General features: G+C 70.2%; 12 protein-coding genes. 5 read left to right on the top strand and 7 right to left on the bottom strand.

Annotated features, from left to right (window positions below; genetic code table 11):
• A partial coding sequence (locus E1211_RS24955) for a permease (protein WP_132351464.1) occupies positions 1 to 732 on the top strand: 732 nt, incomplete at its 5' end.
• Positions 729 to 1,496, top strand: coding sequence for a TIGR03943 family protein (locus tag E1211_RS24950; protein WP_132351462.1), 768 nt, complete (start codon positions 729 to 731; stop codon positions 1,494 to 1,496). The genes E1211_RS24955 and E1211_RS24950, both read left to right, overlap by 4 nt.
• A 146-nt stretch (positions 1,497 to 1,642) precedes the next feature.
• Here E1211_RS24950 and E1211_RS24945 read toward each other — a convergent pair whose 3' ends face one another.
• Positions 1,643 to 2,290: a choice-of-anchor M domain-containing protein gene (locus E1211_RS24945; RefSeq protein ID WP_132351460.1), complete on the bottom strand. Its 648-nt coding sequence runs from the start codon at positions 2,288 to 2,290 to the stop codon at positions 1,643 to 1,645.
• Positions 2,291 to 2,327: 37 nt separating this feature from the next.
• Complete coding sequence (locus E1211_RS24940; RefSeq protein ID WP_132351458.1) at positions 2,328 to 2,981, bottom strand: choice-of-anchor M domain-containing protein; 654 nt, start codon at positions 2,979 to 2,981, stop codon at positions 2,328 to 2,330.
• 236 nt (positions 2,982 to 3,217) lie between these two features.
• On the opposite strand from E1211_RS24940, the gene E1211_RS24935 reads away from it, so the two are divergent.
• Positions 3,218 to 4,681: a choice-of-anchor M domain-containing protein gene (locus E1211_RS24935; RefSeq protein ID WP_132351456.1), complete on the top strand. Its 1,464-nt coding sequence runs from the start codon at positions 3,218 to 3,220 to the stop codon at positions 4,679 to 4,681.
• A gap of 139 nt (positions 4,682 to 4,820) precedes the next feature.
• Positions 4,821 to 5,555: a trans-aconitate 2-methyltransferase gene (locus E1211_RS24930; protein WP_132351454.1), complete on the top strand. Its 735-nt coding sequence runs from the start codon at positions 4,821 to 4,823 to the stop codon at positions 5,553 to 5,555.
• A gap of 273 nt (positions 5,556 to 5,828) precedes the next feature.
• Here the strand turns inward: E1211_RS24930 and E1211_RS24925 are convergent, their stop codons facing one another.
• The gene (locus E1211_RS24925; protein WP_207915503.1) at positions 5,829 to 6,254 is read right to left on the bottom strand and encodes a metalloregulator ArsR/SmtB family transcription factor; all 426 of its coding nucleotides are present in this window, start codon (positions 6,252 to 6,254) and stop codon (positions 5,829 to 5,831) included.
• Positions 6,255 to 6,277: 23 nt separating this feature from the next.
• Here E1211_RS24925 and E1211_RS24920 point away from each other — a divergent pair, with 23 nt between their 5' ends.
• On the top strand, positions 6,278 to 8,236 hold the full coding sequence (locus E1211_RS24920) for a heavy metal translocating P-type ATPase (RefSeq protein ID WP_132351450.1): 1,959 nt from the start codon (positions 6,278 to 6,280) through the stop codon (positions 8,234 to 8,236).
• A gap of 162 nt (positions 8,237 to 8,398) precedes the next feature.
• On the opposite strand, the gene E1211_RS24915 is transcribed toward E1211_RS24920, so the two are convergent.
• The 4 genes from E1211_RS24915 to E1211_RS24900 all read right to left on the bottom strand — a co-directional run.
• A complete protein-coding gene (locus tag E1211_RS24915; RefSeq protein ID WP_132351448.1) occupies positions 8,399 to 9,319 on the bottom strand; it encodes an anchored repeat-type ABC transporter permease subunit in 921 nt (306 codons plus the stop codon).
• A complete protein-coding gene (locus E1211_RS24910) occupies positions 9,319 to 10,062 on the bottom strand; it encodes an anchored repeat-type ABC transporter ATP-binding subunit (RefSeq protein WP_132351446.1) in 744 nt (247 codons plus the stop codon). The genes E1211_RS24915 and E1211_RS24910 overlap by 1 nt, the downstream gene beginning before the upstream one ends.
• Positions 10,059 to 11,006 (bottom strand): choice-of-anchor M domain-containing protein, encoded by a 948-nt coding sequence (locus tag E1211_RS24905; RefSeq protein ID WP_132351444.1) that lies wholly within the window; start codon positions 11,004 to 11,006, stop codon positions 10,059 to 10,061. Before E1211_RS24905 ends, E1211_RS24910 begins: the two co-directional genes overlap by 4 nt.
• Before the next feature lie 29 nt (positions 11,007 to 11,035).
• Positions 11,036 to 12,120: anchored repeat ABC transporter, substrate-binding protein (locus E1211_RS24900; protein WP_132351442.1), on the bottom strand; the 1,085-nt coding region annotated here is incomplete at its 5' end.

The following is a 12,120-nucleotide window of genomic DNA, read 5'->3' as shown; positions in this document are numbered from 1 at the left end:
CTCCCCCGGCATCCCGCCCTCGCCGTACCGGTGGCCAGCGCCGCCGGCGTCGTACTCCCAGGTTGTGAATGCGGCGCCGTGCCGATCGCCGGCTCCCTGATCCGCCGCGGCGTCACCCCGGCCGCCGCACTGGCCTTCCTGCTCGCCGCCCCAGCGATCAACCCCATCGTGCTCGCCGCCACCGCCGTGGCATTTCCCGGCAACCCGGAGATGGTGGTCGGCCGTGCCGTCGCCAGCCTGATCGTCGCCATGATCATGGGCTGGCTCTGGTTGCGCCTGGGTCGGGCCGAGTGGATCCGGCTGCCGCACCGGCCCGATCTGGAGGGCGTTCCCCGCAGCCAGGCATTCTGGTCCGCCGTACGTCACGATGTGGTTCATGCCGGTGGGTTCCTCGTGATCGGCGCTGCCGCCGCGGCGTGCATAAACGTCCTGGTACCCCAGCGATGGCTTCAGGCCCTCGCGGACCAACCGCTGCTCTCCGTTCTCGCCCTGGCGACGCTCGCCGTGCTGCTGAGCATCTGCTCCGAAGCCGACGCCTTCGTCGCCGCATCACTGTCCCAGTTCTCACTCACCTCCCGACTCGCCTTCCTGGTGGTTGGTCCCATGGTCGACCTCAAACTGGTTGCCATGCAGGCCGGGATCTTCGGCCGGCGCTTCGCCGCCCGCTTCGCGCCTGCCACCTTCACGGTCGCGGTCGGCGTGGCCGCGGTCACCGGGATGGTGCTGCTGTGAACCGCCAGGCCCAGGCATGCGTCATGTTCCTCTTCGGCGGCGCTGTCCTCCGGGCCACCATGACCGACCTCTACCTGCGCTACGTCAAAGAGGGGCTTCGCCCGTTCCTCATCGCGGCGAGCCTCGTGCTTATCGCCGCCGCCGTGATGACCCTCTGGTACGAATTCCGGCCGGCCTTCACCTCGAGCGAACCGGACGAAGCCACCGCCGACCGGCTGGACGAGGTGGGCGGCGTGCCCGCGGCCACCGACCATGGGCACTCCCACCACGAGCCGCGTGTGGCGTGGCTGCTGATCCTGCCGATCGTAGGGCTGCTCATGGTCGTTCCGCCCGCTCTCGGTTCCTACGCCGCCGGCCAGGCCGGCACCGCAGTGACCGCCGCCGACGAGTACGAAAATCTCCCACTTCCCGCGGGCGACCCGGCGACGACCACCCTCCTCGACTATGCCGCCCGCGCGCTGTTCGACAACGGCCGGTCGATCGGCGACCGCCGCGTCCGACTCACCGGTTTCCTCACACCTGGTCCCGACGGGCAGCCGATCCTCGCCCGGATGGTCCTCTCCTGCTGCGCCGCCGACGGCCGACCCGTCAAACTCGGCATGACAGGCGACATCCCCACGGGCCTTGACAACGACACCTGGATACAGGTTGTCGGTCGCTACACGGACCGCCGCGGACGCGACCCGATCAACAACGAAGAGATCCCGTACGTCGAGGTCGAGTCGTGGCGCGAGGTGATCGCCCCACCCGATCCGTACGAGTAGCCGCCGGGACGACCCGAGGCCGACGGGCAGCGCGCTGCGTGGACCGAGATGCAGGAACGCTCGACGACGCCGTTCCTGGCGTCATCGAACGGGGAGCGCGCCCCCGACCGGAGAGGTCGGGGGCGCGCCCGCTGGTCGGTGTGGCCCTACCCGACCTGGACGGTGTAGTTCACGGTGGGGCTGACCGCGCCGGACCCGCCCGTGGCGGTGGCCCGGAATGACAGGGTGTAGGTGCCGGGCGCCGAGAAGGCCCAGTTGCCGTGGGCATGGGTGCCGGCCGGGATGTTGCCGGGCCATACGGAGATCGGACAACCCGCAGCGGTGTTGGAGTTGAGTCGGAAACTGGGCGTGCCGAAGGCGTTGGTCGTGTAGATGGCGAAGCGCCCGCCGGCCGGCGCGGACGATACACCGATGAGTTCCATCTTCACCGGCCCCTGGGCGGCCGGCACGTCCTCAGTGTTCCAACCGGCCCACAGCAGGCTCGGGTTCTCGGCCTGTGGGGCGACGTAGACGGTGGATCCGGCGGCGCCGAGGCAGCTCCAGGCGGACCCGCTCGGCACCGTGGTTGCCGCGGCCGCCGGGAGGCGCAGGGTCGTACCCGCCGGGGACAGGTCATCGTCGCCGGAAGTGTGCGACTTGATGTCGAGAGTGAGGGCTCCAGCGACATAGTCGACGTCGAGGACGTCGAGATGCCCGGTCTCGATGGTGGCCGCAGCCGCCGGCGTGGCGGCCAGGCCGACGAACGCGGCGGTGGTCGCCGCGAGGGCTGCCAGCGCCCGGTGGACGAGTGTCATCGCTTCTCCAGTTGCGTCGATCGGATCGGGAGGGGGGTCAGCACTGGACCTGGAAGGTGAGCCACACCGGCTCGGAGGTGACACGCGCGCCGGTCGCGGCGAGCTTCCCGGTCACGTCAACTTTGATCAGGTAGGTGCCCGCCCGCTCGAACGCCCAGTTGACGTGCATGTGGCCGCCCACCGGCCGGGTGACCACGTCGGGCAGGCCGTCTTCGCTGTCAACCAGCACGTTCGGCGCCCCAACCGGGTCGGTGGTGAAAAGGCTGAACCCGTCCGGGCCGATGACCCGAGTGAACCGGATCTGGACGCTGTCGCCGGCGAACACTCCCGCCGTCAGCTCCTCGGTGGCCAGGCCCGGCCACACCAGGTTCTCGTCCTGAACCTCGGGGAGGATGTGGACGGTGGCCCCCGGCGTGCCGAGGAAGGCGTACCGGGGGTCGTCGGGCACGGTCGTGGCGGCCTCGGGCTTGGCGACGAAGATGACGTCAGCCGGGTCGCGCTCCACGTCGGGATCCACGGTCTCGTCGTGGACCGAGATCTCGAACTCGCCGTCCTCGTAGGCGACGTCGACCGCGTCGACGTGCCCCTCGGACAGCCGCACGAGCCCGGCCTGGGCCGGTACGGCCCAGGCCAGCATCGCGGTCGTGATCGCCGCGGTGACGGCAGTCAGCGCGGACATCCTGGCTCGCATGCAACTCCTCCTCACAGTGCGACACACGTCGCAGCTAGTCCGAAACGATAATCGTTTTCGTCTAGCTGTCAATCCGCCTCTCCATGCGCGCAACCCCACTCACGACGCCACCCGGCTCACCCCGAAAGCGCCGAGAGACACACGAGAACTCCGGCTTCTCGACACGGCGCCGGGCGCGTGCTAGCTTCCCGGCGAACCTGACATCGGTTTTCATTTCAAAGAGTTGGAGGGAGGGGATGACGACGAGAAGCCCGAGACGTCTTGCCGCCGCGGCCGGCGCGGCCGTCATGTTCGTCGGCGGCCTGGTGGCGACCGCTGCCACGCCGGCCCAGGCGCAGGAAGGCGTCGTACTGTCCCGGGGCCACACCGACGCGGTTGACGTCCACTATGAGGACGGCCAGCTGAGGCTGAAGGTGCACGACGACACCGTTCAGCCGTCGACCACCCGGGATCCGCGCGACGTGACCTTCCAGGTACTTCCACAGGCGGCGGTCGAGGTGCCGGACCTGGCGGAGTACGCGTTCCTCGGCCCCGCAGGGTCGACGATCTGGCTCCTGCCGATGACGCAGGATCCGAACCTGTTGTGGCCGGGCTGGAACACGACCACCTTGCAAGCCGGCGTGTTCCAGGGCGACAAGGTCCGCCTGAGCCTGGTGAACGTTGCCGGTCCGGGTCGAGTGTCGGTGTTCATGACCGATCCGGTCGGCCAGCCGCTGATCAAGTTTCGCAGCGACGACGGCCTGCCGGACGCCATCGACGTGCCGATCGGTACGCACGCCCATGCCAACTGGGTCTTCAGCGCGCTGGGAAGCTACACCTTGACCTTCCGGGCCGACGCGACGCTGTCCAACGGCACGACGGTGTCGACCGGACCGGTCACCTACCACTTCGTGGTGGGCGAGCTCCCGGACCCGGACCCGCAGGTCGAGCTGTCGATTCAGGGCCTGCAGCGGGCGTACGCCCCGGGGGAGACGGTGACGCTGACCGCCGCGCAGAACCCGGCCACGGACCTGGACCAGTACCGCTGGCTCAGCAGGTGCCGGGGAGCGGCGGAGTTCACCGCGATTCCGAGCGAGACCTCGGCGACGTACTCGTTCACCGCCACGGAGCAGTCGGACAACTGCCAGTACCTCGTCCGCCTCTATCGAGACGGTGAGGTGCTCGTGGCCGAGAGCACGCCGGTGACGGTGAAGGTCGAGAACGCCGAGGTTCCGGCGGCATCGCAGACGATCAAGGTCACCATCGACGAGGCGCAGGGAGCGTTGGTCGTCAGCGTGGACCCCAAGGACCGTACGGTGGATCTGCCTGCGGCGGCGATATCCGCCGCGGGCGACCGGTGGCAGAGCGCCGGGAGCTTGCGCCCGGTCACGGTGACCGACACCCGGCCGGGCGAGCCCGGCTGGAACGTCGCCGGCCAGCTGAGCGACTTCACCGCGGGTGACCTTCGGGTCAGCGGGAAGTACCTCGGCTGGACGCCGAGCGTGCTGGCACAGGCCGACGGGCAGGGTGTCGCCGCGGGTCCCGCGGTCGCACCCGGCTTCTCGGCCGGGAACGGCCTGGTCGCGAGCAGCGTCCTCGGCTCCGCCCCGGTCGGCGCCGGTCGGGGCAGTGCCCGGCTCGGTGCCGGACTCGCCCTGGAACTGCCCACCGAGACGGTTCCGGGACAGTACGTCGCGACGCTGACCCTGACCGCCATCTGAGAGGACGCCGTCTCGGCAGCCGCGGCTTCGCCGCGGCTGCCGAGACGGGTCACCGCCCGGTCCGGACGTCTTCAGCACCGACACGCGCGCCCACCGAGTACCCCGAACCTTCCGCCGGCTCCGGAGAGAGGCGAACACCATGACGGTCGACCCGTACGCGGAGTCCGGTGAGTTCATCGATGTGTTCAGCCGGGACGCCTGGCAGACACTTGGCCCGCCGATCGTCTCTGCCCTGCGCGGGGCCGTTCCCGCACACGGGCCGATCCTCGACATCGGTGCGGGGACAGGGCTCGGCACCTTCCTCGTGGCAGAAACGCTGCCGACCGCCGAGGTCGTCGCGGTAGAACCGTCGCCGGTCCTCCGTGCGGTACTGCTCTCCCGGCTCGCCGCCGGCGAGTCGCTGCGGCCGCGGGTGACCGTCGTCGCCACCGGGATCGAGAACTGGCAACCGCCGCCCCGTCTGGGCGGGGTGCTCGCGATCAACATGATCGGACATCTCGATTCGCAGCGACGCCGGCTGCTCTGGGCAGAGCTACGGACACGGCTGGCAACGGGCGCGCCCCTGATCGTGAACCTGCAACCTCCCGCCGAGGTGACAGTCGTCCCGCCGAGCGTGTTCTCCACGATCACGATCGGCCGGCACACCTACGAAGGCAGCGGCGACGCCCGGCCCGCCGGCGACGACGACGACACCGTCACCTGGACGATGCGCTACCGCACCCGCACCGCTGACGGCACCACCGTACGTGATCTCGTGGTGGTCTACCCGTGGCACGTCGTGTCCGGGACGCAGCTGCTCGACGAGTTGGCCGACGCCGGCTTCGACGCCGCCGTCGGCGAGTTGGACGTCGTGGTGGCGACGCCCCGCGATTGACCCCTCCAGCGCCGGCCCTGCCGCACCGCGAGGACGACCACCTGAAGGAGATCCGAGGTGAGTGACAGGATGAACGTCGCCGGGACCGCTCGGATGAAGCAGGAGATGGCCGGGGTGTTCGACCGCGGCGCGTCGACCTACGACCGGGTCGGCGTGGAGTTCTGCGGCCCCATGGGACGGGGACTGGTGCGCCGCGCCGGCGTCCGCCCCGGGCAACGAGTGCGCGACGTGGGATGCGGGCGGGGCGCTCCGCATAATCGGCGAGCGGGACGTTCAGCCGGTCGACGGCGCCCCCCGGTGGGTCGTCAGATCCCCGCTGGGATGGTCGGGCAGGTCGCGATCCGCGTGATCGGCGTGGAACAGTGCCTCGTCGAGCAGGTGACGCACGTGGACGTCCGCGGCGGAGTAGTAGACGAACGTCCCTTCTCTCCGGCCGCGCACGAGACCGGCCAGCCGCAGCTTTGCCAGGTGCTGGCTGACCGCGGTCGGTGCCGCGCCGACGAGGTCCGCCAGGCAGGCGACCGAGGACTCCCCCTGCAGCAGCGCCCACAGGATCTTGATCCGGGTCGGGTCGGACAGCAGTCGGAAGCTCTCGGCTGCCAGGTGAACCTGTTCCTCGTTGGGCAGCTGGAACTCGGGAAGGGACGCGTGCACGCCGTGAAGCCTAGCCCAGCGAGCCGATAACTTGCGTATCTGCATTACTGCGCAGGTATTGTGGTCCAGTGTCGACGGACCTTTGGACCCGGCCGGAATCCGGCGCTGCTCTCCGCAGGAAAGCACGCCCACGCCGTACGCCCGTCTGGGCGCTCCCGGAAGCCCGGTGGGCGACCGCCACGTTGGGCCTGTTCGCCGCCGGCGGAGTGACACAACTCGCCGGCGGGCCCGGCTGGGCGTACTGGACGCTGTACCTGGCCTGCTATGCCGCCGGGGGCTGGGAGCCGGGACTGGCCGGATTACGGGCGCTGCGGGACCGGACGCTGGACGTGGACCTGCTGATGGTTCTCGCCGCGATCGGGGCGGCTGCGATCGGGCAGGTGTTCGACGGCGCACTGCTGATCGTCATCTTCGCCACCTCCGGCGCCCTGGAGGTCCTTGCCACGCGGCGCACCGCGGATTCCGTACGCGGCCTGCTCGACCTGGCCCCGCCCAGAGCGACCCGGCTGCGCGGCGACGGCGACGAGGAGGCGGTCGACACGGCCGCCCTGACCGTGGGGGACGTCATCGTGGTCCGTCCCGGTGAGCGGATCGGCGCGGACGGGGAGGTCCTGGACGGCGCCGGCGACGTCGACCAGGCGACCATCACCGGCGAGTCCCTGCCGGTGGGGAAGGGCCCGGGGGATGAGGTGTACGCCGGCACCCTCAACGGTGCCGGTGTGCTGCGGGTACGGGTCACGAGGGAGCCCGCCGACACGGTCGTGGCCCGGATCGTGGCCATGGTCGAACAGGCGTCCGGGACGAAGGCCCGGACACAGATGTTCATCGAGAAGGTGGAACAGCGTTACTCGCTCGGCGTCGTCGTCGCGACGCTCCTGGTGTTCAGCGTCCCGCTCGCGGCCGGCGAGGACTTCTCCACCGCGCTGCTACGCGCGATGACCTTCATGATCGTCGCCTCGCCGTGCGCGGTGGTGCTGGCGACGATGCCGCCCCTGCTGGCCGCGATCGCCCAGGCCAGCCGGCACGGCGTTCTGGTCAAGTCCGCGGTGGTGATGGAGCGGCTCGGCGACATCAGTCAGGTCGCCTTCGACAAGACCGGGACGCTGACCGAGGGGCGTGCCCGCTTGGTTGCCACGTGCCTGGTGCCGGGTGGGCCACTCGACGACGAGGAGCAGCTACTCTCCCTGGCTGCCTCCGCGGAGCAGTCGAGTGAGCATCACCTCGCCGCCGCGACCATCTGCGCGGCACGCGAACGGGCCCTGGTCCTCTCCCCCGCCACCGCCTTCCTGGCCCACCCCGGCAGGGGGGTGACCGCCCGCATCGGCGGGCGCGACATCGCCGTCGGCAGCCCCGCTCACCTTCTCCCCCACGGACGCTCACCGGCTCACCGTCTCACCGACGAGCTGGAGGACCGCGGGTACACCGTCGTCGTGGTGACCGTGGACGGCGAACCGGCCGGCGTGCTCGGCATCGCCGACCGGATCCGTCCGGCCGCTGCCGCCGTGGTCACCCGGTTGGCCGCGCTGACGCGGCGGGCGCCCGTGCTGCTCACCGGCGACAACGCGCGCGCGGCGGCTCAACTCAGCTCCGCGGTGGGAATCAGCAGCACCCGGGCCGGATTGCTGCCGGCGGAGAAGGTGGCCGCGATACGCGAATTCGAGTCGGACGGCACCCGGGTGTTGATGGTCGGCGACGGCGTCAACGACGCCCCCGCGCTGGCCGCCGCCCACGTCGGCATGGCGATGGCCGGGGCGGGCTCCGACCTGGCCGTCAACGTCGCCGACGCTGTCGTCGTCCGCGACGACCTGACCGCCATCCCCGCCGTCGTCGCGCTGTCCCGCCGGGCACGCCGTTACGTGGTGGCGAATCTGACGATCGCCGCGACCACCATCGTCGTGCTCGCCGGTTGGGACATCCTGGGCAGCCTCCCGCTACCGCTGGCCGTCGCCGGCCACGAGGGTTCGACCGTCGTCGTCGCGCTCAACGGGCTGCGGTTGCTCAGCCGCCGCGCCTGGCCGGTGCCGTGAGCCGACCACCCTGTCGCTGGCGACGCGATCTCGTCGTCCAGCCGGGACGTCACACCCCTGCCGGGAAGGAATCCGGGGTAGGCGGGAGCGACGGAACGGCCGTCGAGCCGCGAGCCCGACCGCATCGACCGGGTCGTCCGCCTGTCCCACGGTCGGCGACGCCTACTGCGCGCCGCCGCCCACGGCGACCTCCCGCTTCGGTACCGCGCCCTCGGACCGTTCGTCCGCTCGGACGGCTCGCCAGCGTTTGGTGAACAGACCGTGCCGGGGGGCCCAGAGCCAGGACGCCAGGAAGACCGCGGTCGCCACCAGGACGATCGTGCCGCCGACCGGCAGGTCGTAACTCCAGGAGAGATACAGCCCGATGAGCGCGGAGCCGCCGCCGATGGCCGGCGCGAGCAACATCATCACGCCCAGTCGGTCGGTGAGCAGGCGGGCGGCCGCGGCGGGGGTGATGAGGAGGGCGAGGACGAGGATGTTGCCGATGGTCTGGAGCGAGATCACCACGGCCAGGGTCACCAGGACGTAGAGAACGATGTCGAGCCAGAAGACCGGTAACCCCATTGAGCGGGACATCTCCCGGTCCAGGCAGACCGCGACGAACTCCTTGTGCAGCGCCAACACGAGACCGAGGATGACCAGTCCGGTGCCACCGACCAGATAGAGGTCCCGGTCGGGGATACCGGTGATCGCGCCGAAGAGGAACTGTTGCAGCGAGCCGGCGTATCCGGGAGCCTGCGAGATGATCACGATGCCGAGGGCGAACGCGGCGACCAGGAAGACACCGATCAGGGAGTCCTCCTTGACCCGCCGGTTCTGGGAGAAGATCGCGATCAGCAGGGCGGTCGCGACCCCGGCGACGGCACCACCGAGTACCAGGCTGCCCTGGAAGACGAAGGCGACCGCGATGCCGGGGAAGACGGCGTGCGCGACGGCGTCGCCGATGAACGCCATTCCGCGCAGCACGACGTAGCAGCCGACCACACCGCAGACGACGCTGGACATCACCGCCATGGCCAGCGCCTTGGGCAGGAATGCCAGGTCGGGGTTGAGTAGATCGGTGAAGAAATCGGTGATCGACACTAGACCGCCCTCACGAGTTTCAACAGCGGGGAGGTTTCACTGACCCCGAAGGTGCGCATCCACACCTCGACGTCCTGGAGCTCCTCGGGACGTCCGTCGGCAACGACCGTGCGGTTGAGCAGGACCAGCCGGGTGCAGGATTCCATCGCCGCGACCAGGTCGTGGGTGGTCATGAGCACTGCCCGCCCCTCGGCCGCCAGGCTGGCGAACAGATCGCCCAACAACTCCTGGGTGGGCATGTCCAGCCCGGTGAACGGCTCGTCGAGGAGCAGGATGCGCGGCGCCAACGCGAGGGCCCGCGCCACGAGGACCCGTTGGCGTTGCCCGCCGGAGAGTTCCCCGACCGGCCGCCGGCGCAACGCGGCGAGCTGCACCCGGTCCAGCGCTTCGCCCACAGCTCTCCAGTCGGCCACTCCGGGACGGCGCAGCAGGCCGACCCTTCCGGTACGACCACTGAGCACGACTTGCTCGACCGAGATGGGGAAGTCCCAGGTGAACTCGTGGCGCTGCGGCACGTAGCCGATCGCCGACCGTCCGGGACGTGACGGTCTCCCCTCCACCAGTACCCGCCCGCCCCGGGGGCGGATGAGTGCGAGGATGGCGCGCAGCAGGGTGGTCTTGCCGGCACCGTTCGGGCCGAGGAGCCCCACCAGCTCCCCCGCGTCGAGATGCAGCCGCACGCCTCGCAGAACCGGTCGGCCGCCGAGGTCGACATCCAACTGTTCGATCGCCAGCGCCCTCACGACTGGCCGCCCGCCGCGGATGCCACGTGTTCGCGTTCGGCGCGGCGCTTGGCGCGTGCGCCGCGAAGCAGAACCGTGACCAGCGCGATCGCGAGCACCACAGCGATACCGACCAACGCGGCGAGCAACGGCGTACCGGGGCCGTCGGAGGCTTCGCCTGCCTGAGTCGGCGCTTCGCCAGGGGACGCCTGGGCGGCAGGTACGGCGATGTCCGCCGTGGCCGCGAGTGCCTCATCGGTACTGGTGGCGTCGCCGACCGCGAACCGCAGGGTCCGGGTGGCGGAGACCTTCTCGCCGGTGATCAGGTCGGCAGAGACCTGGACCGCGACCAGGTACACCCCGGGTTCGGAGAAGACCCAGTTGGCGTGGGTGTGCGTGTTCACCTCGACCCACATCGGCTGCGCCGCCGGCTCCGGCGAGCGCCACAGCACCTGCGGCGCGGAGAAGTTTCCCGACTGGATGAATGTCGTCACCGTGCCGGGTCCCCGTACGCCGAGCAGGGTCAGCGTGGCGCCGCGGTCGATCGTCTGCATCACCCGGGGGTCCTGCGTGTTCCAGCCGATCCACACCACGTCCGGCTTCTGGACCTGCGGCACCACGTACACCCGCTCGCCGCCGTCGACACCCAGGAACGCGTACGCCGGATCGTCGGGGACCTCCTGGAGCGCGGCGTCGGAGACCCGCAGCACGGTGTCATCCGGGTTGCGCCACACCGGCTGCGCCTGGGTGCCGTCGTGGATCAGAAGGGTCCACTGGTCGTCGACGTACCGAGGGCCGATGTCCACGTGTCCGGTCACGAGCGTCGCTCGGCCGGTGGCCACCGGCTGGTCGGGCGCGATCGTCTGGCCCAGGCCCGGCGACGGCTCCGCGGCCGGCGCCGGCGACGCCGCCGCGAGCAGCACGACCAGCACCGCTGCCGCACATCGCGGGATAGCTGTAGTCATCCTGGCGCGCCCCAGCGCGCGTCCTGCCGTCACGGTGTCCTCCCTCGTTGTGGCCTGGTCAGGCAGTCGCGCAGCGATTCGGCGTTGAACCGCATCATCGCCGCGTAGCTGGTCACCTCGTCGTCGAAGGTGTCGCCATAGATCGCGCAGATCCGCAGCCGCTCCTCCCCGGCCACCTGCGTCAGGGTGCTCGACCTCGCCGCCAGGTTCGGCTCCAGGAACACCGCCGGTATGTCGAGATTGCGGATCGTCTCGGTGAGCCGGCGCCGGTCGGCCAGGCTCGGCTCGGTGGCCGGGTTCGGGGTGACGAACCCGGAGATCTGGATCCCGTACGCCTGGCCCAGGTAGCCGAACGCGTCGTGCGTGGTGACCAGGTGCCGTCGTGACGCTGGTATCCGGGCGATGGTGTCCCGGACGTACACGTCCAGCCGTTCCAGCTCGCCTATGTATCTGGAGGCGTTCGCGCGGTAAGTCGCGGCGCCCGGTGGATCCACCCGGATCAGCGTGTCGCGGATCAGCTCCACGTAGGAGATCGCGTTGCGCACGTTCTGCCACAGATGTGGGTCGATCTCGCCGTGCACGTGCTTGCCGAGCACCGCTTGGGGAAGCTGGTGGATTCGTGTGCCCGGACGGCCGAGGAAACGGAATCTACGGTCGCCGGGGACCTCCAGTAGGGCCTTGTTGGGCACCTCGATCACCGTGTGGGCCGGGTCGTACACCTGCTGGTTGGCCTCGCCGTTGCCTTCCGGGTCGGCGAACAGGTACAGCCGCCCCTCGTCGATGTCGGCGGTGAGGTCCGCGTGGCCTGAGTTGAGCACCGCCGCGCCTGTCATACCGGGCACCGAGTGCGGATCCACTCCGACGGCGAAGGTGAACACCTGTTCTCCCATCGGGATGGGTGCGGTGTCCGCGGTGACCGCGAGCTGCGCCCGCATGGTCAGTCGGTAGATGCCGGGCTCGGTGAACGCCCAACTCATGTGGGTGTGCGCGTCCGGTGGCAGGCGGGCCGTGTCGTCCCGATAACCGTTGCCGGCGTCGAACCCGTCGGCGGAGTCGATGTAGAAGGACGGATCGCCGAACGACTCGGTGAGGTAGGCGGTCGCCCTGCCCGGCC

Origin of the sequence: Micromonospora sp. 15K316 (genome assembly GCF_004348525.1) — a bacterium.
Classification (GTDB): domain Bacteria; phylum Actinomycetota; class Actinomycetes; order Mycobacteriales; family Micromonosporaceae; genus Micromonospora.
Note: the sequence above shows the minus strand (reverse complement) of the source record. Positions and strands in the feature narration are given on the sequence as shown.